Source organism: Janthinobacterium sp. PLB04, assembly GCF_021165895.1.
In the GTDB taxonomy this organism is placed as follows: domain Bacteria; phylum Pseudomonadota; class Gammaproteobacteria; order Burkholderiales; family Burkholderiaceae_D; genus Janthinobacterium; species Janthinobacterium lividum.
This window is the reverse complement of sequence record NZ_CP088968.1, coordinates 5,549,256-5,571,852: the sequence shown is the minus strand read 5'-3', so window position 1 is coordinate 5,571,852 and position 22,597 is coordinate 5,549,256. Positions and strand designations below refer to the sequence as shown.

Below are 22,597 nucleotides of genomic sequence, written 5' to 3'. Positions count from 1 at the left end.
CCGAAAATGGTGCAGTGCAATACCGTAGAACTACTGTATCGGTCTCTCCTTGATGGCAAAAAGTCAGCATTCCATGCTGCGGCGCACAGAAAGTCAGGCTTTGCTGCGCAGTGCCAGCGTAAACGTGCTGCCGGAGCCGTAGTCGCTGTTGAAGAACAGCGCGCCGCCGATGGCGTTGGCCAGGTTCTGGCACAGGTACAGGCCCAGTCCCGCGCCTTCCACGTGGCGCGTGGAGGTGGAATCGAGCTGCGAGAAGGCCTGGAACAGCTTGGCCTGGTCTTCTTCCTTGATGCCGGCGCCGCTGTCGGCGATGCTCATTTCCGTCACCAGCACGCCGTCTTCGTCGCGCTGGGACAGGCTGATGCGCACCGTGCCCTGTTCCGTGAATTTGATGGCGTTGTTGAGCAGGTTGATGAGGATTTGCGTCAGTGCGCGGCGGTCCGTGTCGATGATGGCGGGGGGCTGGCCCGCTTCTCCCAGTGCCATTTCCAGCGCCAGGCCTTTTTGCTGGGCCAGGGGGCGCAGCGTGTCGGCCACGTCTGCCATCAGCTCCTGGCAGTGCACGGGTTCGATCGACAGGGTCAGCTTGCCCGCTTCGATCTTGGCGACGTCGAGGATGTCGTTGATCAGCGAGAGCAGATGGCGCGCGCTGGCGCGGATGGTATTGAGTTGCTTGTCCTGGTCGGACGTCAGGGGACCGGGAAGTTTCATCAGCAGCGCGCCCGTGAAGCCAATGATGGCGTTCAATGGCGTGCGCAGTTCATGCGACATGTTGGCGATGAAGGCCGACTTCATGCGGCTCGCTTCGGCCAGTTCCAGGTTTTTCAGGGCGATTTCGCGGTTGATGGTTTCCAGTTCGGCCGCATGGTGCGCCAGGCGCATGTTCAGCTCGATCACCTGGCGTTCGCGCGCCTGCAGCTCGCCGTTGACCTGCACCGCCTGCTCATACGTGGAGATCAGCAGGTCGAGGATTTGCTGGCGTTCCGCATTGATGAAATGCTTCTGGTCGCCCAGGTACAGGGCGATGCCGATTTCCACATTCTGGTTCTTGCGCAGCTTCTGGTTCATCAGCATGTGGCTGATGCGGTTGAGCAGATAGTCTTCCGCGTAGGGCTTGCGGATGAAATTGTCGGCGCCGCACTCGATGCCGCGGATGATGTCCTTCGGATCGTTGAGCGAGGTGACGAGGATCACGGGGATGTCGCGCAGGGTCGGATCGGACTTGATGGCGCGGCACAGGTCGTAGCCATTCATTTCAGGCATGACGATATCGGACAGCACCAGGTGCGGCTTGCGCTCGCGGATGGCGGCCAGGGCCAGCTGGCCATTCGCCGCCACGCGCGCGTTATAGTGCAGGGACTGGATCAGGCGGCGCAAGCGCTCCGCCTGGGTCGGGCTGTCCTCGACGATCAGGATCTCGATTTCGTCAGGCTTGATTTGGTTGTTGGAGTCCACAGACCTCTCCTAGGATTTCAGTGTGGTGATGCTGGGCGCAGTGAGCGCACAATATCGACATCGTATGACTATATCGGATTTAGGTCTGCAAAAGTAACTTCCAAGTAACTATTTTGGCCACAGGGAATGCTGTGGCCGCTTGTCAGTTTTCGCCCTGGAATTGGCCTGCGCGATAGGTCAGCACGAGCGTATCGCGGTGGCCATGTTCGCCGATGGGCTGGATCGGCGTCGATTCATGGATCACGGCGGCATCGTCGAGCAGCAGCAGCGACCACGGTTCGGTCAGGGTAAAGCGCTTTCCGTTGGGGCCGTCTGCTTCGAAGATGCGCGTCTCGCCGCCCTTGACCTGTTCGCGCCCGATCAGCAGCACGGCGACGAAATCGACGCCGTCGCGGTGCGCGCCTTCCGGCGTGGGCCGGCCGATGCCATCGGTCGTGTCGATGCGGAACTGGTGCGCCTCGATGAACCAGGGCTGGCTGCCCTTCACCTGCGAGCAGGCGTCGCCCAGCGCGCGGATCAGCTGCTGCCAGGCCGCTTGCGCGACGATAGCCGCTTCGACCGGTTCGAACAGGCGGTGCATGCCGCCGTGCAGGGCGTTGTATTCCACCGGTTGCCAGTGCGGACGGTGCGCCGTCTGGGTCAGGCGCTCGCCATCCTGCACGAAGCACGAGTGGCGCCGGCGGCGATAGCGGCCGCCATCCTTCAGGTAGTTGTCCAGCGCCAGGGTATTCCAGCTCGGCTCCAGCGCGCGCAGCGCGGCCAGCGGGCAGCCGGCCAGCGCGGCCACATCCTGCGGGCGCAGCACGGCATAGCCGTCATCGCGCAAGGCATCCTTGACGTGGGACGGGTCGGTAAAGATCGGTGCGGAAGTGCTCATGGCGGTGCTGGCCGCAATGCGGCCTGTCTCAGTTTATCCAGCCTGGCATTCTACGACTTCGCGGCGTTTCCTGTGCAGTGCGACAGGAATTATTCTTGTTGAGTTAAAAATTCTTTACCAGGGTCAGGCGCAGCGAGCGCGATTCCACCGGATGGAAGTGGATGTCGTCGACGGGCTGCGCCTCGCCGGGCAGGCGCGAGGCATAGTAGTAATCGATGGCCGAGTCGCGCCGGTTGGCCAGGTTGTAGCCTTCCAGCTCCACGCGCAAGGTCTTGTCGATCTGGTAGGCGATGCGCCCGTTCAAGCCCACGCTGGCCGACGAGCGCACGCTGTTGTCTTCAATCAGGGGGCGCGGACCGAAGTAGCGCAGGCGCAAAGAACCCGACCACGGCCCCGGCGGCGTCACCGTCATGGCCAGCTGGGCTACGCCTTCGATGGCGCCGGGGATGAAGTCGCCCTCCGGGTCGCTGCCGCGCGAGCGTGCGCGCGCATACGCCAGGTCCAGGTCCAGCGACAGCCAGCTTGCCGCCTTGTAGTAGCTGGAAAACTCGATGCCGTAGCGGCGGCTGGGGCGGCCCGCCTCGGTGGCGCCCGCGTCGCCGATGAACAGCAGTTCGGAATCGAAGTCCAGGCGGTACAGCGACAGCGAGGTTTGCAGGCCGGCGATGGCGGCGCTGCGCAAGCCCAGTTCCAGTCCCCGCGAGCGCGCCAGAGGCGTGACCTTGTCGGCCGCTACACCCGTCTTCGGGTCGACCGTGATCGTCGTGCCGCGCGCATCGTTGCTGTGAAAGCCATTGCCGATGTTGAAATACGCTTCCGTATCGCGCCACGGCCCGGCGATCACGCTCAGGCTGGGGCTGAACAAATGGTCGCTGGCCTTGCCTGAATTGGCGGCGCGGTCGCTGCGCACGTCGAAGCGGTAGGTGTCCGCGCGCAGGCCGGCCACGGTGCGCAGCCAGCGCGACCAGCGCGTGCTGTTTTCGCCATACACGCCGAGGCTCGATTCGACGATATGGTCTTGCCGCGTGGTTGACAGGATCTGCCGCTGCCGCGTGTTGTACAGGCCATTGTGGATATTGTCGTTCTGTAGCTGCAGGCCGATGGTGGTGTCGCTGCTGCCCCTGTCCGTGTGGCGGTGCCAGGTGTGGCTGGCGTTGATGCCGGACGTCACGCGCCGGTCCGGCTGGGCGAACTGGTCGCCGTTATCGGGGTCATCCATCGCATACGTGAAATCCGAGAACAGGGCCAGGCGGTTGGCGATCACATATGCGCTGACCCTGGACGACATGTCGTCCGTTGTCTGGCGCCAGGCGCCCGAGAGGCTGTAGCGCTGCGCCTTGCCGCCGTCGCTGCCATCGATGGCGTCGAAGCGGCCCAGCGTGCCGTCCTGCACGGCGCGCAGCGGAATCTGGTCGGTGGCGTTCCAGCTGGCGTCATACGCCATGGCCGTGACGTTGAAGCCGTTGTTGGCATAGCCTTCGCTGTAGCGCAGCACGCCATTGAGCTTGCGGTAGCGGTCCGGCTGCGTGAACGGGCCATCGTTGTGCTGCGCTTCGAGCGCGTACAGCAGGCTGCCGTCGCCCGCATCGAGCGAATCGGCCAGCAGGACGCGGCGAAAGCCGTTCTGCCCGATGCCCACGCTGGCGATGCCTTGCGTCAGGCGGTTCGCGTAGACGACGGACGCCGCGCCGGCCGAGGAGAAATCGCCTTGCTCCGCCGAATACGGCCCCTTTTTGTAGTCGAGACGCATGGCCAGTTCGGGGATCAGGAAGTTCAGATCCGTCCAGCCTTGGCCGTGGCCATGACTGCGCTGGTTGACGGGCATCTCGTCGACGGTGGTGCGCAGATCCGTGCCGTGATCGAGATTGAAGCCGCGCAGGTAGAACTGGTTGGCCTTGCCCTCGCCGCTATGCTGGCTGACGATCAGCCCTGGCACGGCTTCGAGCAGTTCGCCTGGCCGGTAGCTGGTGCGCGCGTCAAGCTGCTGTTGCGTGACGCTGCCCGCGTTGGCCGAATCGGCCACGCCCAGCTGGTTCAGGCGCGAACCGTCGACCAGCACGCGCTGGAAGATGTCGTCGGCGTGGGCGGTCGCTGCGGAAAACAGGGCGGCGAGGAGGAGGGGAAGATGGCGTGGCGTCATGGGTGTAGTGGGACTTGGCGGATCGGCAGTTCCGTGTTCTGGCGGTCGAAGATCAACGTCTGGATGCTGCCGCTGTCCTGCACGTTGAGGGTATTGCGCTGGCTGGGCAGGAAGTCGATCAGCAACTGGTTATGGATGCGCGTGGCGGGGGACAGGCGTGTGCGTTCGATCTCCTGGAAGATGACCACGTTGTCGGCATTGACCTTCATGCCGACCCAGTTCAGGCGCAGGCGTTTGCCATCCGGCCCAACGAGGTAAAACTGTTTTTCGACATAGCGGCGCAGGGCCGCTTCACTGTCCTCCTGGCCCAGGTCGAACTGGCGCTGGTACAGGTTCGTCAGCAGCGCCTCGACGTCGTGGCCCGTGTAGGTATGCACCACTTCCGTGCTGCCGCTGGCCGCGTTATAGCTGATGTCGGCGATACCCATGTGAAAATTGTGGGCGCCGGCCGCCATGCTGGCGCAGGCCAGCGTGGCGGTGGCCAGCGCGCGCCAGCGCTTCATGCCTCGTCGCCCTTGGCCGAGCCGCCATTCTTGCCTTTCAATGGCGTATGAAAATCGCGCATCAGGTTATCCTTGGGCGACTTCTCGCTCTTGAACAGTTCCAGGCGCGATGGCGTGATTTTTCGCGGCCAGCTATTGTTGCTGGTGTCGATGTCGGCCGTTTCCCAGTACGGGTCCTGCACCAGGCCCACCATCGGCTCGTCCGTGATGACGACCTTGGTGATTTTCTTCGGCGAGTAGCGCCACACTTCGGCCGGCACGCGCTCGACGTACTTCTTGCCGCTTTTCAGTTCGATTTCGAGTATCAGCGGCATGACCATGCCGCCCACGTTCGACAGGTCGACCAGGTACAGGTGCTTGCCCTGTTTCAGCAAGTCCTTTTCCCACGGCTCCAGAGCGGCCAGCGCCTCGGCATAGGAGTTGCGGTCCTTGTTGGTCACCGTGAAATCGTCGTGCTGGTTGTAGAAATCCTTCAGCTCCGGATGCGCGTCGACCCGGCGCGGCATGCCCTTGTTGGCGCGGCTCGTGACGGATTCCGGCTGGGCGTCCTTCTGCGCCTTCTTCCAGGCCTTTTCCGTTGCCGGATCCTTTGAACTTACGCCGTATTCGCTGATGCCGTCGATGCTGATGTCGACCGGGTCGGTCGTATAGAACCAGCCGCGCCAGAACCAGTCCAGGTCCGTGCCGGAAGCGTCTTCCATGGTGCGGAAAAAATCGGCGGGCGTGGGGCGCTTGAATTTCCAGCGCTGCGCATATTCCTTGAACGCGTAGTCGAACAGCTCGCGCCCGAGGATGGTCTCGCGCAGGATGTTCAGGCCCGCCGCCGGCTTGGCGTAGGCGTTGTTGCCGAACTGCAGCAGGGATTCGGAATTGGTCATGATCGGCACCTGGTCGCGGCTACGCATGTAGTCGACGATTTCGCGCGGTTCGCCGCGCGAGGCAGGGTAGTTTTCTTCCCACGCCTGCTGTGCCAGGTATTGCACGAAGGTGTTGAGGCCTTCGTCCATCCACGTCCACTGGCGCTCGTCCGAGTTGATGATCATCGGGTAGTAGTTGTGGCCCACTTCGTGGATGATCACGCCGATCAGGCCATACTTGGTGCGCTTCGAATACGTCAGCTCGCCCGTCTTTTTGTCTTTCACCGGGCGCGGGCCGTTGAACGAGATCATCGGATACTCCATGCCGCCCACGGGGCCGTTGACGGAAATGGCCGTCGGATACGGGTAGTCGATGCTGTACTTGTTGTACTGTTCAATCGTGTGCACGATGGCTTGCGTGCTGTATTTTTCCCACAGCGGATTGCCCTCTTTCGGATAGTAGGACATGGCCATCACATCGCTGCCGCCCTTCTTGTAGCCCTGCGCATCCCAGATGAACTTGCGGCTCGAGGCCCAGGCGAAGTCGCGCACGTTGGCCGCCTTGAAGTGCCACGTCTTTTGCGCGCGGCTGACGGATTTTTCGGCCGCTTCCGCCTCTTTTTGCGTGACGATGACGACGGGCTTTTCGCTGCCGCGGGCCTTTTCCAGGCGCTCGCGCTGTGCGGAAGACAGCACGTCCTGCGGGTTTTGCAGCTCTCCCGTGGAGGCGACGATATGGTCGGCCGGAACCGTCAGTTGCACGTCGTAGTCGCCGAATTCCAGGGTGAATTCGCCCGAGCCGAGGAACTGCTTGTGCTGCCAGCCTGCCGCGTCGTAATACGCCGCCATGCGGGGGAACCACTGCGCCACTTCGAACAGGGCGTTCTTGTCGTCGAAGACTTCATAGCCGGCGCGCCCGCCCAGCACCTTCTGTTCGTTGATGCGGTAATCCCAGTCGATCTGGAAGGCGAAATCCTGGCCCGGTTTCAATGGCTGCGGCAAGTCGATGCGCATCATGGTGCGGTTGATAACGTACGTCAAAGGCCGGCCATCGGCGCCTTTCAGGGCGCGGATATTGAAGCCGCCCTGGAAGTCGCCGCGCGCCAGGAGGCCACGCAAGCCTTCGAATTTCATGGTGTCTTCGCCCGCCGTCCTGGCCCACGCCTGGCGCGACGGCGCCGTGGTCATACGGCGCGCGTCGGAATCGGGCTTGTAGATATTCTGGTCCAGCTGCACCCACAGGTAGCCGAGGGTGTCGGGCGACTGGTTATGGTAGGTGATGGTGCCGCTGCCGGCGATCTCGCGCCTGGTTTCGTCCAGGGTGGCGCGCAGCGTGTAGTCGGCGCGCTGCTGCCAGTAGGCGTGGCCCGGCGCGCCTGAGGCGGTGCGGTAGGTATTTGGGGTAGGCAACACCTCTTCGAGCTGGCGGAACTTGTCGTCGAAGGGTTCGGCGGCGAAGGCCGACACGGTAAAGCAAAGAGCCAGCGAGGCTACGGAGCCGAAAGGTATGCGCATATTCACCCTGATGTTGTTGTAAGGAAATAGTGGCAACTATTCTATACGCAGGGTGAGACCATCCATGTATCGATTTGTAATAAAGAAAGGCGGATTTTGCGCCAGCTTTTGCCTGGCGCCGTCAGGGCAATGCTTTACCTGATTTTGCTCGGAAAAGCGGCGTTTTTACTCACTTTTCATCAGGCTGTCGCGCAACTGGTTCAGCTGTTGTTTCATGTCCACAACTTGCTCCACGCTACAGTGGCTGGCCGTCAGGATGGCTTCGGGTAGCAAGGCTGCTTCATGGCGCAGCTGGTCGCCTTGCTGCGTGAGGGAAATGATGACTTGCCGCTCGTCGCTGGCGGCGCGCGTGCGCGTCAACAGGCCCGACTGCTCCATGCGCTTGAGCAGGGGCGTCAGGGTGGCCGAGTCGAGGAACAGGCGCTCGCCCACTTCCGACACCGTCAAGCCGTCGCGTTCCCACAACACCATCATCACCAGGTATTGCGAATAGGTAAGGCCGAGCTTGCGCAGGAGCTTGCGGTACAGCTTGTTCATGGCAAGCGAGGTCGAGTACAGCGCAAAGCACAGCTGGCTGTCCAGGCGCGGCACCTGGTGCAAGGGGTTGGGGGAGGTGGTGGTATCCATGGGCACAGTATATATAGCGCGCTACTTAATGACAAGCATGGCTGGTATGCACGCGTGCACCGGACCGGCTGGCCCGGTGCATGGAGAGTGCCTGTGACGAACTACTGCGCGTAACGCGCGCGCAGCAGATGCAGCATCGCGACGTTCTGTTCCCAGGCATCGCTCACGGGCTGCTGCGTCCAGGGCAGGGTTTGCGTGTATGGCGCGGGGCCGAATTCCGGCGTGAACGTCATGCGCTCGGCGCCGGCGGCGCGGCGCAGGGCGACGATGGCGTCCCACCAGGCCAGGTGGGCGTCGAGCGCCGGTTTCGCTTCCGGCGCGCGGAAGTCGGCTACCTGCGGACCCTGCGCATGGCCCACGCGGGCATGCACGTGGCGCACCAGCGGCAGTACTTGCGCCAGCGTCTGCGGCTGGTCTTCCAGCAGGGATTCGCAGGCGCAGCACCAGTGCGACAGGTCGGCTGTCAATGGCAGCTCGGGATACTGCGCCAGGTAGGGCAGCAGCAGCATCGGGTGGCCGGAAAAGCGGCTGCGGTGGATTTCATGCACGATGGGCACGCCGTGTTTTTTCGAGATGGCGGCGGCCAGGTCGATCAGCTGCGCGTTCTGCGCCTGGCTGTAGTAATCCTTGCCCGTGTGGGTGTTGACCAGCACGGGGCGCGCCAGGCAGGCGTTTTCCAGCAGTTCCGCCAGGGCGGCGCGGTGCTGCTCGAAGTCGCTGTGGAACACGGTTTCCCACTGCGCGGCGATCAGCTGCAGTCCCGCCTTGGCGATGCGGTCCGTCCAATCCTCGCGCAGTGCCGCGTCCAGCGGCAGCGACATCTCGATGCCGTCGAAGCCGGCCGCCAGTACCCTGTCGATGAAGACTTCGGGCGGCAGCTCGTTATTGCCCCAGTGGGCGGCAAAGACGTCGATGCGCATCAGACGAAGCCCCGCACAGGAAAGGTATCGTCGCGCTGGATCCAGTTGTGGGCCGCGTATTCCGTCTGGCCGTCCGTGGCGTGCAAGGTGTAGGCGTGGCGCGAGACGGGCGAGCGGTTCGGCGCGCTGTAATGGGGCAGCAAGCCGTGGAAGCAGACGAGGGCGCCGGCCTTCACTTCGAGTGGCACGGCCGTGCTGTCGTCGGGCCAGGGCATGCTATCGAGTTTTTCCACGCGCACCTGGTCGCCGTTGCGGATGAAGCGTTCGCGCAGGGGGCCGCGGTGGCCGCCCGGTTCCGCCCACAGGCAGCCATTGTCCAGGGTGGCGTCTTCCAGCGCGAACCAGAAGGTGGTCACGCTGACTGGCGTGGTTTCGAAATACGTGGCGTCCTGGTGCCAGCGCACTTCGCCGCCGATGCCGGGCTGCTTGAAAATGTACATCGATTGCCAAACCTGCGCGTCCGCCAGGCCCAAGTCGCGTGCCACTGCGGCCAGTTTTGGATCGGCAGAAAAGCTGCGGAAGACGGGATCCAGGTCGTGCATGGCGTGGCCGATCTTGTTGATCGACAGGGACTTGGCTTGCTTCAGCTGGCCGTCCGGACCAAACGCCTCTTCCTCGAAGAAGCAGCGGATGGTGTTGTCGGAAGCGAGGAAATAATCGTTGGTGTTCTTGGCCTGGTCGCGCGTGGTGAAGATCGACTGACTGACGCTGGGATCGAATTCGTTGACAATCTGCTCGGCGCGCGCGCGCAGGGCGGCGATTTCGTCCGCACCCTTGAAATCGGGCAGGATGATGTAGCCGTCGCGTTGGTATTGTTCTTGTTGCGGGATTGTCAGCATGGCGGCGGCTCCGGAGGTCAATGGAAAGCGCCATTGTAGGATGGTCGAGGGCGGCAAACAATCGCCCAGCGGTTGACAGATTGTCGCCAAAACGATGACAATCTTTGACATGGATCAATTAAAAGCGATGGAAATCTTTGTCGAAGTGGCGCGTCAGCGCAGCTTCACGCTGGCCGGGCAGCGCCTGGGCCTGACGCGGGCCATGGTCAGCAAGACCATCATGCAGCTGGAAGAGCGCTTGCATGCGCGGCTGCTGCACCGCTCCACGCGCGAAGTGAGTTTGACGGATGCGGGCCGTGCCTATCTGGCGCCGTGCATGGCCACCGTCAGCCAGGCGCAGGAGGCGGCGCGCATGGTGGCGCACGTGGCGCAGGCGGGAGCGGGGGCGGAGCTGGCCGGGCCGCTGCGCATCCAGGCGCCATCGAGTTTCGGCAGCGCGTGGCTGGCCGATGCCATCGCCCGTTTCAGTTTGCTGCACCCGCAGGTGCAGGCCGAGTTGTTTGTCGACGATGCGCTGCTCGACCCGATACGCCACGGTTTTGATTTGACCATCCGCGTGGGCGGCATCCCGGACAGCAGCGCGCTGGCCATGCGCCCGCTGGCGCCGTGCCGCGCCGTGCTGTGCGCCAGCCCCGCCTATCTGGCGCAATGGGGCGTGCCGCAGACGCCGCAAGAGCTGTTGCAGCACCAGTGCCTGCATTTCAGCCACCTGACGGATGGCACGAACTGGCATTTCCAGCGTGGGGAGGGAGACCAGCAGGAGGAGGTGAGCGTGCGCGTGCAGGCGGGGTTTACGGCGAATAATGGCCTGGTGCTGCACCAGGCGGCGCAGCGGGGGCTCGGCATCGTCTATAGCACCACCTTCCTCGCCTGGCGCAATCTGCTCGATGGCAGCCTGCTGCCCGTGCTGTCTGGCTGGGACCTGCCCCTGAATCACCTGAGCGCCCTGTATCCGGCCAGCCGCCAGCCGTCGCCCAAGGTGCGCGCGCTGATCGATTTCCTGGTGGCCGAATACCAGCCCGTGCCGCCGTGGGACCGCGAGCTGGCAGCGGCAGGTTTTTTCAGCTGAGGGTCAATTCAAGGCGACGGGTTCCACCGTCCACGCGCCATCCGCGTACACTCTTTCGTCGTCGAGGTAGACGGCTTCGGTGACGGCGAAGATGTCGACGTGGTAGCGCGCATCCTTGCGCTTGAATTGCGGCTTGGCGTAGACGCCGTGCTTGGCGCCCAGCGACAGGTGGATGCCGCACATGCGCTCATACGTGCCGATGTCGTTGACCAGCTGCTCGCGCGAAAAGGCGCGGTTCATGCCGAAGCCCAGTTCGCGCACCCACACTTCGCCCTCGTGCGCGCGGATGATCTCCAGCATGGCGGTAAATTCCGGCGTGGCGTGCTCCGTGCCCGTGACTCTGCCCTTTTCGATGATCAGGGTGATCGGCGTGTCGGGGCGGTTGACCATGAAGTGCGTATCGCCGAAAACAAAGATGCGCACGCGGCCATTGACCGCTTCCAGGTCCTGCGCTTCCGTAAACACTTCGCCCAGCGGGAACTGGCCGCCGATATTGTTCATGCCGCTATAGTCGCCGATATTGAGCTTGGCCGATTCGAACGGCGAAGCAAAGACCAGCTGCTCGCCGCCGCTGTCGACCATGCCGTGGCGGGCGCCGTCGATGCGCGCTTTCAGTGCATGGCCCACGCCCCGGTAGTAATCGGGATCGTACGCCAGCGAGGCGATGTAATGCAGCCCTTGCACGCCGGGCATGCGCGACAGGTGCACGTGCTCGATGACCTTCAGGCCCCGCTTGAACAGCTCGATGCGGATGCGGAACGCTTCCAGGCGGAAGCTGGTCGACTGGATCAGCACGACGAGGCTGCCGGCCGGCAGCTCGGCAAAGGCAGCCAGCACGGCATCGGGCGTGACCTCGTCGAAATCGATGAAGGTCGCGTCGGGCAAGGCCTGGCGATACGCTTCCGTCAACACGACATTGAGCCAGCTGCGCTTGTCGCAGACGATCAGGGACGGTTCGTCCGGGCGGTGGCAGATGGCCATGGCCAGCAGGTCGGCCACGTTTTGCGCGGCCACTTCGGTGGCGGCGGCGCTGATGGCGTCGAGCCGGCTGGTGTCATTCTCGGGAAGCGTCATGGTGCGGAGGTGGGGACGTGAAGTAATCGCAGCATTATAAGGCGATTGCCGCTGGGCACACCATTCCCCATCCGGCGGAGGACAAGCGGCTGCCGCGTCCCTGATTATCTTGTGTAGTGCTTTACGGCAATGTATTATTTGACAAACAGCCTGGAAGCGGCCCGGCGCAGCGGCAAACGCGCGCATGCGCATGGCACGCTTTCAGTGATGCAGGGACAACAAGCCAGCAGGCGATGACTAAGAGTGTGATGTGATGAGCATAATCGGACAAGATATTCCCATGGAACGGCCGGATACGGATGGGCGCGCCGCCGTCTTCGTTCCCGTCACGGGCGTGAAGGAAGATGTCCTGTTGACCATACGCAAGGGGGCGGCCATCGTCGGCTTTGCCAACCACGACCGCACCATTACCGTGTATTTTGAAAGCAACCGTTTTGATGATCCCGTCTTGGCCAAGTGGGAGCACAAGGCGCGCAAGGCCTACGACCGCCTGGTCGACAATGCGCCCACTGTATCGAAACTGACCACCAGCCCCGCCAATTTCGAGCAGATCGGCTATATCAATGGCAAGGGCATCACCATCCGCCGCATGGAAAGCCTGCAGCGCTGGCTCGCGTATTCGGATGCGATGGAGTCCTGCCCGGCAACGGATATCATTCCGCGCACGCTGATCGCCAAGCCCGAAAGCGTTAAAGTTTAAGAGCGGCTGATACAACACCTCGGTGTTGTTGCCTGTCCTGCATTTACCTTACTGTACTGAAGTACTGTCTTCGGGCGCGCTTGGCCCTGAGCATTTTCTCAGCCGCTCCTGGTGTGCATACGGGAGCCAACGATGTTGTCGGATTACGCAGGGCTTTGCCCCGCTGATCCGACCTGCGCGACCTGCGCGACCTACGCCTGGCCTCGCTCACGCCCCCCTCACACCACGACGATATTCGCCTGCGCCTTGAGCGGACAGGGCAGGGTGTCGTCGAAGGTGATTTCGATGGCGCTGGCGATGAACATGCCGCCGATGTGCTGGGCCGCGATTTCCGGCGGCGTGCCGGGCTTGGTCAGGTTGACGTCCTGGGCGAAGACGAAGACGCGCCAGGTGCCGTAGACCTTCTGGTCGTATTGCAGCAGGGTGCGATAAGCCCGCTTCAAGTCCAGGCTGCCTGCGTAGACGCCATCGTTGGCGCCCGGGTCGAAGCCCAGGCCGTCGTCGGTCAGCGATTCCACGAAATACAGGCCCTGCGGCGCCTGGAACAGCACGAAGGCATACAGCTCCGTGCCGCGGAACACATTGCCATTGTCGCGCTTGAAGCTGGCGCGTATCCACAGCGGTTCATAGGCTTGCACGACGGCGGGCGTATCCGTTTCCACGGGCCCCGCCACATGGATGTTGACTTGCGTTTCGGTGACGGCATGCTGGTAGGTGGCGCCCGTCGTGAAGCGTTGATACTCCCAGTTGATGTCGGCCGTGTAGGGCAAGCCCGCGTTCGGCGCTTCGGGCAACACCCATTTCGCCACCACGCGCTCGGCCAGGGTCAGTTCGCCGGCGGCCGGTGGTGTTGCTTCCTGGCCACGCCAGAACGGATCGGCGATATCGGAGCAGGCGACGGCGATGGCGCCCGAGGCGATGGCCGAGGCGACGCCCGCTACCGTGAATTCGGGCTGGCCCGAGCCGGCCCCTTCCAGTGAGCAGCAGTCGACGCTGGGATCGGTTTCCTCGAAGGTGCCGCCCACGCTGAAGCTGGCCTTGCCGGAACCGAGTGCGGCTGAAATGATGGCCACCAGCGCGGCGATGATGGCGATGATGATGGCGAGTATCTTCCACCACGGGTCGGCAAACGGCAGCTCGCCATGCGTGCCCGCGTAAGCGGGGTTCGGCGTCCAGACGAGGGTCATGCCGGTCGGCACGATGGGCCCCAGGCCGGGCGGACAGCGGCACGCATTTTCCCCACCTTTGCCATCCGTACCCGTGCTGCCCCAGCGCTTGCCAGGCAGGTGGCCTTGCGGCTTGGACAGTTCCAGGGTGCCTTCCTCGACCGTGCACGTGTAGGTATTGGTGGCGCTGTCGAAGCGCGTTTGCGAGACGAAGATTTGCTGAATCGAGCGGCGCGGCGCGTAGCCGTCCGCCTTGGCGACGAAGCTGACGAGGCGCTTGCCGGGCGCCGCATGCTGGAAGTCGGCATCCCACATGACGAGCATGGCCGCGCCGGCGGGAATGCTGGCAAAGAAGAAAGTGCGCGCCACGGGCACGATGCCGGGGTCGCCCACGCTTTCCAGGTACACCGTGACATTGTTCAGGGCGCTGCCGGACATATTGGTGACGTGGGCGGCGATGCGCAAGCCATAGATGGCATTGTCGAAGATGCCATCGGGCAGCATGATATTGGTGACGGGCTCGATCGCGAACGGCCGCGTCAGTACCTGCAGGGGGGTATCGCTCATGATGCTTGCTCCTCGGGGCTTTGCTGCTCTTGAGCTTGCTCTTTCTCCAGATCGGTGACGATATACGTGATGCCGCCCATGACCTCGCCTTCCTGGCTCTCCAGCACGCGCAGCAGCGCATACTGGCGTGGCGGCAAGGCTTCGGCGCGCACGCTCAGGTACACGGCCTGCGCCTGGCCGCGCGGCACTTCCAGCGCCAATTTTTGCTCCCCGGGCGCATCGCCATTGCAGTGGGGCGTGCGTGCCAGGCCTGCGACCAGGCGCGCCTCCCTGGCCGGCTGCCATCGGGCTAGCCCCAGGGTGGCCAGCAGGCGCTCCGGCAGCTCGCCGCCCTGCTCGATCTGCAATTCCACTTTTTTCGTTGCGCGGGGCAGGGCCGCCACCGCGATGCTCAGCAATTGCGCGCGCCTGGCTGCCAGCACCACGGTGACATTGCGCTGGGCGATCTGCTCGTGCTGCTTGGGCTGGAAAGGAAAACCGTTGGGCAGGGGATCGGGCAGCGGATTGATGTCGCCCGGGCCATGGGCGACGGCCAGCAGGCATTCGTGGCCGCCATTGACGATGACGGGGACCCAGGGCACCAGGCACAGCACTTCCTGCGTGGCGCCGGGCGGCAAGTCCGCAAAGGCGGAGCCGATCTGCGTGGCGGCGCCGACGGCGATCTGGCCGGAAGGGTCGGCCCAGTAAAAGTCCACGCGCACGCCGTTCGAGGCGCTGTTGCCCGTATTGTGCACGCGGCCCCACAGGTAATTGCTGGTGCCGGCGATGGGCGCGCCGGGCGGGCCATTCGGATCATTGCCTGGCACGACCCAGATATCGGCGCTGTCCCACCACGAGGGCTGGCCGTCTTCGATGATCAGGTGGGCTGGCATGGCGTTCTCCTTGTCCTTGGCCGGTGCTTCCAGCTTAGGCCGCGGCAGCGTATGCTTTTTGATCGGTATCAAGGCGATGGAACACGGCGCCGGTGCACCGTTGCTGTGCCCGCGTAAGGTAATATTGCGGCAGAATGCAGTGGAATGACTCCAGGAAAAGGTTGGAATGTGCTTGAAACAGTGAATGACGTTTGCATCAACGCCGCTTGCGGCCGGACCTTGCCGCTGCGCGTGGCGCATTGCCCGTTTTGCGGCGCGCGCCAGATGGCGCAAGCGCCTGTTCTGGAGAAAACCGTAGCGCCGCCCCCCGTGCCGCGCATGCCGCCGCCGGTGCCCGCAGCTCCGCCCATTCCTTCGCCTGCTCCTGCGCCCACCCCCGTGCCGCAGCCCGCACCCGTTCCCCAGGCAATCCCGCCAGCGCCTGCCGCGCCGGCAGCTGCGCCAGCCAAGGCGCCGCCCGCCAAGCCTGCCACCAGGGGCTCGGTGCCGCCGCCGCGCCCGCCCGTGCGCTTGCGCACATGGATCGCGGCGGCAGTGGTGCTGACCGGTATCTGGTTTTTCAACAAGCCAGCCGACAAGCCTGCCAGCGTGGCGGAACAGGTCGAGGCCGCCACTGCGCTGGCGGCGCAATGCGACCTGGATGGCGCACGCAGCGCGCTGGCCGTGCTGAAAAGCGCCAAGGCGCCCGCCGCGCAGATCAAGCGCTTGCAGGCAAGCATCACCAAGTCCGCCGCTACCTGCGACAGGCAACAGCAGCGGGCGCAGGCGTGGCTGGCGCTGCAAGGCAGCGTCAACCAGGCCCTCGACGCGGGCAAGCCGGAGCTGGCCGCCACGCGCCTGGCCGTGCACGTCAAGCGCTGGGGCGACGATCCCGACACGCTGGAACTCGACGCCAAGGTGAAAGTGGCGCTGGCCAGCGCCCAGCTTGACCTGGCCGACGCCTGCCTGGCGCGTTCGGACCGGGTGTGCCTGGAAAACAGCCTGATCGCCGCCGAACGCTATAAACGGCCGGAACTGGCGGCGCGCACGCAGGCGCTGCGCACGGCGCTGTCGCAATTGCTCGAACGTTCGCTGCTCGATGCGTCCCCCGGCCAGTAGCGCCACCATGTAAAACACCCGCCGGGGTCAAGCCGGGCGGGCGCATTTTACTCAGCCTTACTCTTGCGGCACCAGCGCCAGCGCCGCGCTGAAGTCGCCCATCGGCTTGCCGCCATTGGCCACCAGCGCCTTGTCGCGCGTGCTCAAGCCATCGAGTACGGGCAGGGCGAAGCGGTGCGTGATGGCGCGCAGGATGGACGCCGAATCGTATTGCGTATGATCAACTAATCCCTTTTTCACGTACGGCGAAACGAGGATGGCCGGCACGCGCGTGCCCGGACCCCAGCGGTCGCCCTTCGGCGGCGCGGCGTGGTCATAGAAGCCACCGTTTTCATCGTAGGTGACGATGACCAGCATGTTCTTCCACTGCGGACTCTTTTTCAGCTGGGCGATGACGCTGGCGATGTGCGCGTCGCCGTCGGCCACGCTGGCGTAGCCCGCGTGCTGGTTCAGGTTGCCCTGCGGCTTGTAGAAGGCGACGGGCGGCAGCTTGCCGGCACTCGCGTCGGCCAGGAACTGGCTGTCGAAGTCGCGCAGGTGGGCGGCGCGGTAGGCGGGCGCCTTCACGGGGTCCATATTCGCAAAGTAATTGAACGGCTGGTGGTGGAACTGGAAGTTCGGCGGATTCGGGAAGCTGCCGGCGCGCGCGCTGGCCGTGGCCAGGGTCGTCGTGTCCTTCCAGGCGCCCGCATACCAGGCCCAGTCGATGTTCTTGCCAGAGAGCAAGTCGCCGATATTCGTCTGTGTTTGCGGCGGCAGGGTGGTGGCCTTGGCCGTGTCCGCATACAGCTTGCTGCTGTCGCCCGAGGCGGGCGCGTTGCTGCTGGGCTGGAATGGCGGCTGCATGGTATTGACGGCGTAGAACATGCCCGTGCTGTCGGCCGGCGTCAGCGCGCCGTCGTTGGCATAGGCAGGCGCGCCGTTCAGGACGGTGCTTGGCGCCGTGGCAGACGGCGTCAGGCGCAGGAAGTTGCCGTTGGCATCGACGTCGATCTTCGCGATCGAGCCCTTGGCCACCGAGGTGTCCGCGTTCGGATAGGTGGGCGCGCAGGCGCAGATCAGGTACTGGTGCGTGAGGAAGGAACCGCCGAAGGCGCCGATGAACAGATTGTCGGCCAGCGCATACTGTTTGGCGATGTCCCACAGCTGCATCTTGCTGCCGTCGTAATAGCCCATGCTCAAACCGCCCGCATCGGAATACGCGGCGAACTTGTCGTTGGCGCCGCCGTTGATCTGCATCTGGTTGTTGTAGAAGCGGTGGACCAGGTCGCGCGTGATGACCGATTGCGGCAGGTACAGGGGGCTGTTGGCATCATCGATCTGGAACGGCTTGTTGGGCAGGTTGGCCGATTGCGCCTGGGTGATGACGGTGCCCTGGCCGGCTGCCGTCATGCCGCCCCAGGTGGGCGGCAGCACGGGCAGGGTGCTGCCGTCGATGTCTTTCTGCGCGACATACGAGGAGGTCGATGTCGGATTGACGCCCGGCACGCCGTTCGCGCCCGGGAACAGGCCGTACAGATTGTCGAAGCCGCGGTTTTCCGCGTAGATGACGACGATGGTCTGGATATTGTTCAGCGCCAGCGCGCTGTTCAGTGCAGCCAGCGCGTCGGCGGGCGCCGCCTGCGCGCTGGCGCTGGCGATGAATGCCGTCACGCTGGCGTTTTCCGCCTTCAGTTTCGCCAGCTCGTCGCCGCTAGCCTTGTTGAAGTCGGACGCCAGGCCCGCTTCGGACACGCCGAGGCGCGCGGCCAGCTTGCTGCTGGCGGCCGCAAAGTCGCCGCCGTTGCCGTCCATGACTTGCGCCAGTTCCGTCGACAGGGCGCTGACGAAACCGCTGTGCCCGGCGGGGGCGCGCAGCAGCAGTTTTTGCGTCACCTTGCTGCCCACGTCGCCGATGGTTTCATGACGGATGGCATCCGTGCCGATGGTCACCAGCACGGCGCCCTGGCCGTCGAGCGTGTAGCTGCCGTCGGCGGCCGTGCGCACGGCGGCGGAGGCGCTGTCGCACGTGAGTCTGGCGGTGGCGCTTTCCAGGCACACCTGGGCGTTTTCATAGTAGCTGCCGATCACCTGGCCATGGGTACTGGGCGTGATCGCATAGTTGCTGCCGCAGGCGGCCAGGCCCAGCGACAGCAGGATTGGCAGGGGGCGTAAGACGGGGTGAGCTTGCGGTTTCATGTTTATGCCTTTTTGGTGGAAAACGTCGCATGCTAGGCAGGCAATATGTCAGCTGCGTGACATGTCAGCGCCTGTTACATGACGTAATGTACGGACTTGATACATGAGGTTTTGCAGGGTTTTGTCACGCAGCTGTCACATGCCGTTGCTACGCTGCCAGCCCATGATGAATACGAATCCCACCCTGCTGCTTGCCGCCGTGGCTACCTGCCTGCTGGCCGCCTGCCATCCGGCAGCGCAGAAAGAAGCCGCAGCCAAGCCCGCCTATCTGTCGGGCGCATACGCCCCCACCCTGCAACGCCAGCCTTCCGTGGCCCAGATGACGGCCATGGGCCGCACCATGTTTTTCGAGCCCAGCCTGTCCGTCTCGGGGAAGATGTCGTGCGCCAGCTGCCACAGTCCGGATCACGCGTATGGCCCGCCAAATGCCCTGGCGGTGCAGCTGGGCGGCCCCGAACTGAAGGATGCGGGCACGCGGGCCGCGCCGTCGCTGCGCTACCTGCAGACGGCGCCCGCCTTTACCGAGCATTTCCATGACGATGATGGCGACGACAGCGTCGACGCGGGCCCCACGGGCGGGCGCAACTGGGATGGCCGTGCCCAGTCCGGCCACGAACAGGCGCTGGCGCCGTTGCTGTCGCCGCGCGAGATGGGCAACCGCGATGCGGCCGCCGTCGTCGCCAAGCTGCAGGCCGGCCCGCTGGCGGCGCAGTTTCGCCAGACGTACGGCGCGGATATCTTCGAACAGCCGGGCCAGGCGCTGCGCTGGGCGCTGATGTCGCTGGAAGTGTTCCAGGAAAGCCCGTTGGACTTCTATCCGTACACGAGCAAGTACGACGCCGTGCTGCGCAAGCAGGCCGTCCTGAGCCCGCAGGAAGCGCGCGGCCTGGCCCTGTTCAATGATGAGCGCAAGGGCAATTGCGCGTCCTGCCATATCAGCCAGGTGAGCGCCGGCGGCGCCTTTCCCCATTTTACGGATTACGGCTTGATCAATATCGGCGTGCCGCGCAATGGCAAGCTGCCCGTCAATGCGGACCCGGCGTTCTTCGACATGGGCTTGTGCGGCCCGGACCGCACCGACTTGATGGAACACAAGGAATACTGCGGCAGCTTCAAGACGCCGTCCTTGCGCAACGTCGCCCTGCGCAAGGTGTTTTTCCACAATGGCAGCTTTGACAGCCTGGAGCAGGTGCTGCGTTTTTACGTGCAGCGCGATACGGCGCCGCAAAAATGGTATCCGGCAGATAAGAACGGCAAGGTGCGCAAATACGACGACTTGCCGCCCGGCCTGGTGGCGAACGTGAACGTGGAAGCGCCATTCGACCGCCAGCCGGGCCAGGCGCCCGCCCTGAACGAAACGGAGATCGCCGACGTGATCGCCTTCCTGCATACCCTGACGGATGGCTATCAGGCACCCCGCCCGGCACAGGGAAAAAATGGCTGAAAAGATATCAAGATACCATTGCTTACAACTACGCCACAAAAGCCTGTTTTTATGTGCGTTAGCGCACGCTAGAAAATTTTAGGCAGGTGTATATTGCGAACTGATCTGTGTCTTTTGATAACAATGAAAGGGAATATCATGAAAGTAAGCAAAAATTGGATGACCGTGTGCGCCGCCGGGATGATGGTTGTGGCACTGGCTGCCTGCCAGAAGAAGGACGATGTCGCTGCAGGCCCTGCTGAACAGGCTGGCCAGAAGATCGATGCGGCCGCTGCCAAGGCTGAAGCCGACATCAAGGCCGCCGCTACCAAAGCTGACGCTGCCGTGAGCCAGGCCGCTGCCGATACGGGCGCCAAGATGGACCAGGTCGCCGCTGACGCCGACAAGAAAATGAGCGAAGCGGCCGATGCCGTCGGCAAGAAAGTGGAAAAAGCCGGCGAAAAGATGCAGGAATCCGCGCACAAGTAATCATCGTAGCAAGCGCGCCAGGGCCGGCCACTTCCGGCCCGGCCCCCGCAGCTGTCGTCAGGTGATGGCGGCTGCGGCGACGCCATCGCTGGCCTGGCCGCCTGGCCTCTTCTTCCCCGCCGTCTCCGTTTTGTCCACCCCGTCCGCGCTCCCCAGTACCACGCTCAAATCGACAAAGCCGTCACGCCACGCGCGTTCCAGGTCTTGCTCCACCGCTTCCAGGGTCGTTCTTTCCACCTGCTGAAAACCGCGCAAGCCATACGCCCGGTTGCGCCCGTGCGCCTTGGCCAGGTACAGCGCCATGTCGATCAGGTTGACGCTGCGCTCCCACGTGAGCGGCCGTCCCAGCGGCGCCAGCGGATAGGGCGCAAAGCCCACGGACACGTGTACCTTGATGGCTTGCCCCTGGTAGTGGATGCTTTGCGCCGCCATGCCGTTGAGGATGCGCCGCGCGATATCGTCGAGTCCGTCGCGCGCGACGGCTGGCAGGAAGGCGAGGAATTCTTCGCCACCCCAGCGCACGATCATGTCCGTTTCGCGCAGCACTTCGTGCAGGGTTTCGGCGATCGTCGTCAGCACCAGGTCGCCTGCCGCATGGCCGTAAGCGTCGTTGATGTGCTTGAAATGGTCGACGTCGAGCAGGAACAGCGCGCCCACGACATCGGCGCCGCCATAGGACGGCTGCGGCTTGCCCGCATGGCTGCGCATGAATTCCTGGAAATGGCGGCGGTTGTACAGGGCCGTCAGCGGGTCGCGCGAGCTCTGGCGCTTGAGCTCCTGGTTTTTCACCTTCAGCTGCACGTTCGCGTGGCGCACCTTGCGGTACAGCAAGCCGACGATGACGGAGGCCATGGCCAGTACCAGTGCCAGCAGCCACCATACGCGCTGCTGCAGGCGGCGGTTGTCGATTTCCGTGCTCTTGATCTGATTCTCGCGGCTCAGCAGCTCGATCTGGCGCTGTTTCTTTTCCGCCTCATACTTTTCCTGCAGCTCATATACGGCCTTTTGCCGCTGTTTCTCGAACAGCTGGTTCGAGATGCCCCGTTCGCGGTGATACGCCGTGACGGCGCCGCGCAGGTCGCCTGCCTTTTCCAGCGCCATGCCGTATTCCAGCATCACGGCCTGCATTTCCGGCTGGTTGGCCGTGCGTTCGTAGTAGGCCAGGCCCGTGGCCACGCTTTGCTTGCCTTCCTGTAAACGCCCCTGGCCGATCAGCGCCTGGCCGATGTTCAGGCGCGCCGTCGCCTCCACCTGTTCATTGTTGACCAGGCGCGCCGCCGTGATGGCTTCATTCGCAAAGCGCAGGGCGCGCGTGTAGTCGCCTTCCTTCAGGTAGCTGTCCGACAGATTGACGAGGGTGACGGCGACCATGCCGCGCGCGCCCAGCTGGCGTTCCAGCGCCAGGGCCGCCAGCAGGGCGCGCTGGCCCCGCTGCGGCTGCTGCGCGTCGAGCGCCAGCCCGTATTCCGTATTCTTGGCCTGCGCCATGCGGCCCGGCGATGCCAGGGTGCCGGACACGGCCAGCAATTCGTCGAGCACCTCGAAGCCCTTGTCGTATTCGCGCATCTGCGTGTACAGCAGGGTAAGGGCATTCAGCGCGGCGGCCAGACTGGAGGGGGAGTTGCTCTGGCGCGCCAGGTCGACAGCCGCCTGCAGCTTGGCCAGCGCAAACGGGAAATTGCCTTCCTCGGCCCAGGACTGGCCCGCGCTGATGGTGGCCTGCACGCGCACGGGCAGGTCGTCCGTGCGGTTGGCGATGCGTTCCGCCTCAAAGGCCAGCAGGTGCGAGGCGCGGCGCTCGTTCATGGCGAACGTGACATAGGCCTTGCAGAGGATGCCTTTCGCCAGCGCCACGTCGCTCTTGTTCTGGCGGGCGTAGGCGATCAGTTCCTCGGCCAGCCGCATAGCAATATCGTTCTGTCCCAGGCGCATGCGGACGGTACTCAGCTGTGTCAGGAATTCCGCGCGCACCAGCAGGGGAGCGTTGCGCGCCTGTGATTCCACCTCCTCCAGGCGCTGCAGGGCGCGCGCGGGGACGAAGCGGCCATCCTCGCGCACGGCGGCAATATGCTGTTCCAGCTTGCTGACCTGGGCATGGCTGGCGGGCGGCAGCAAGCAGGCCAGTACCAGCAGCCAATGCGCCTTTCGCCATGATGCCCGATTCTGTCTGCCTGCCAACGTCCCGCTCCCGCAATGACACCTGTCTGTAACAGATTATATTCTGTTGC

The 22,597-nt window shown here is 64.0% G+C and carries 18 protein-coding genes; 5 read left to right on the top strand and 13 right to left on the bottom strand.

Annotated elements, in window-relative coordinates:
• Nucleotides 1–93: 93 nt before the first annotated feature.
• From LSO07_RS24610 to LSO07_RS24575, 8 genes are all read right to left on the bottom strand, one after another.
• Nucleotides 94–1,455 carry a hybrid sensor histidine kinase/response regulator gene (locus LSO07_RS24610; RefSeq protein WP_034786510.1) on the bottom strand — a complete coding sequence of 454 codons (1,362 nt, stop codon included), beginning with the start codon at nucleotides 1,453–1,455 and terminating at the stop codon, nucleotides 94–96.
• A 142-nt stretch (nucleotides 1,456–1,597) separates the two neighbouring features.
• Nucleotides 1,598–2,332 carry a 2OG-Fe dioxygenase family protein gene (locus LSO07_RS24605; protein ID WP_034786511.1) on the bottom strand — a complete coding sequence of 245 codons (735 nt, stop codon included), beginning with the start codon at nucleotides 2,330–2,332 and terminating at the stop codon, nucleotides 1,598–1,600.
• A gap of 103 nt (nucleotides 2,333–2,435) precedes the next feature.
• Entirely contained in the window at nucleotides 2,436–4,472 is a 2,037-nt protein-coding gene (locus LSO07_RS24600) for a TonB-dependent receptor (protein ID WP_151096846.1), read from the bottom strand.
• Nucleotides 4,469–4,975 (bottom strand): DUF6702 family protein, encoded by a 507-nt coding sequence (locus LSO07_RS24595; protein WP_151096845.1) that lies wholly within the window; start codon nucleotides 4,973–4,975, stop codon nucleotides 4,469–4,471. The genes LSO07_RS24600 and LSO07_RS24595 overlap by 4 nt, the downstream gene beginning before the upstream one ends.
• Nucleotides 4,972–7,347, bottom strand: a complete 2,376-nt coding sequence (locus tag LSO07_RS24590) for a M1 family metallopeptidase (RefSeq protein WP_151096844.1) — start codon at nucleotides 7,345–7,347, stop codon at nucleotides 4,972–4,974. Before LSO07_RS24590 ends, LSO07_RS24595 begins: the two co-directional genes overlap by 4 nt.
• Nucleotides 7,348–7,512: 165 nt before the next feature.
• Complete coding sequence (locus LSO07_RS24585; protein ID WP_034786515.1) at nucleotides 7,513–7,974, bottom strand: MarR family winged helix-turn-helix transcriptional regulator; 462 nt, start codon at nucleotides 7,972–7,974, stop codon at nucleotides 7,513–7,515.
• A 101-nt stretch (nucleotides 7,975–8,075) separates the two neighbouring features.
• Entirely contained in the window at nucleotides 8,076–8,894 is an 819-nt protein-coding gene (locus LSO07_RS24580) for a sugar phosphate isomerase/epimerase family protein (RefSeq protein WP_151096843.1), read from the bottom strand.
• Nucleotides 8,894–9,733 carry a phytanoyl-CoA dioxygenase family protein gene (locus tag LSO07_RS24575; protein ID WP_151096842.1) on the bottom strand — a complete coding sequence of 280 codons (840 nt, stop codon included), beginning with the start codon at nucleotides 9,731–9,733 and terminating at the stop codon, nucleotides 8,894–8,896. Before LSO07_RS24575 ends, LSO07_RS24580 begins: the two co-directional genes overlap by 1 nt.
• A 109-nt stretch (nucleotides 9,734–9,842) precedes the next feature.
• Between LSO07_RS24575 and LSO07_RS24570 the strand changes: the two genes are divergently transcribed.
• On the top strand, nucleotides 9,843–10,802 hold the full coding sequence (locus LSO07_RS24570; protein ID WP_225317409.1) for a LysR family transcriptional regulator: 960 nt from the start codon (nucleotides 9,843–9,845) through the stop codon (nucleotides 10,800–10,802).
• 3 nt (nucleotides 10,803–10,805) lie between these two features.
• On the opposite strand, the gene LSO07_RS24565 is transcribed toward LSO07_RS24570, so the two are convergent.
• On the bottom strand, nucleotides 10,806–11,876 hold the full coding sequence (locus LSO07_RS24565; RefSeq protein ID WP_034786519.1) for a hypothetical protein: 1,071 nt from the start codon (nucleotides 11,874–11,876) through the stop codon (nucleotides 10,806–10,808).
• Between the two features lie 280 nt (nucleotides 11,877–12,156).
• On the opposite strand from LSO07_RS24565, the gene LSO07_RS24560 reads away from it, so the two are divergent.
• The gene (locus LSO07_RS24560) at nucleotides 12,157–12,576 is read left to right on the top strand and encodes a hypothetical protein (RefSeq protein WP_081345510.1); all 420 of its coding nucleotides are present in this window, start codon (nucleotides 12,157–12,159) and stop codon (nucleotides 12,574–12,576) included.
• Between the two features lie 218 nt (nucleotides 12,577–12,794).
• Here LSO07_RS24560 and LSO07_RS24555 read toward each other — a convergent pair whose 3' ends face one another.
• Both LSO07_RS24555 and LSO07_RS24550 read right to left on the bottom strand, forming a co-directional pair.
• The gene (locus LSO07_RS24555) at nucleotides 12,795–14,309 is read right to left on the bottom strand and encodes a hypothetical protein (RefSeq protein WP_151096841.1); all 1,515 of its coding nucleotides are present in this window, start codon (nucleotides 14,307–14,309) and stop codon (nucleotides 12,795–12,797) included.
• Nucleotides 14,306–15,181, bottom strand: a complete 876-nt coding sequence (locus tag LSO07_RS24550) for a hypothetical protein (protein WP_151096840.1) — start codon at nucleotides 15,179–15,181, stop codon at nucleotides 14,306–14,308. The genes LSO07_RS24555 and LSO07_RS24550 overlap by 4 nt, the downstream gene beginning before the upstream one ends.
• 168 nt (nucleotides 15,182–15,349) lie before the next feature.
• Here LSO07_RS24550 and LSO07_RS24545 point away from each other — a divergent pair, with 168 nt between their 5' ends.
• A complete protein-coding gene (locus tag LSO07_RS24545) occupies nucleotides 15,350–16,279 on the top strand; it encodes a hypothetical protein (protein WP_151096839.1) in 930 nt (309 codons plus the stop codon).
• A gap of 57 nt (nucleotides 16,280–16,336) precedes the next feature.
• Here the strand turns inward: LSO07_RS24545 and acpA are convergent, their stop codons facing one another.
• Entirely contained in the window at nucleotides 16,337–18,457 is a 2,121-nt protein-coding gene (gene acpA / locus LSO07_RS24540) for an acid phosphatase (protein WP_151096838.1), read from the bottom strand.
• 166 nt (nucleotides 18,458–18,623) lie between these two features.
• Between acpA and LSO07_RS24535 the strand changes: the two genes are divergently transcribed.
• Entirely contained in the window at nucleotides 18,624–19,901 is a 1,278-nt protein-coding gene (locus LSO07_RS24535) for a cytochrome-c peroxidase (protein WP_404811520.1), read from the top strand.
• A gap of 138 nt (nucleotides 19,902–20,039) precedes the next feature.
• Nucleotides 20,040–20,369: a hypothetical protein gene (locus LSO07_RS24530; RefSeq protein WP_034786523.1), complete on the top strand. Its 330-nt coding sequence runs from the start codon at nucleotides 20,040–20,042 to the stop codon at nucleotides 20,367–20,369.
• Nucleotides 20,370–20,426: 57 nt separating this feature from the next.
• On the opposite strand, the gene LSO07_RS24525 is transcribed toward LSO07_RS24530, so the two are convergent.
• Nucleotides 20,427–22,484, bottom strand: a complete 2,058-nt coding sequence (locus LSO07_RS24525; protein ID WP_318526604.1) for a tetratricopeptide repeat-containing diguanylate cyclase — start codon at nucleotides 22,482–22,484, stop codon at nucleotides 20,427–20,429.
• Nucleotides 22,485–22,597: the final 113 nt, after the last annotated feature.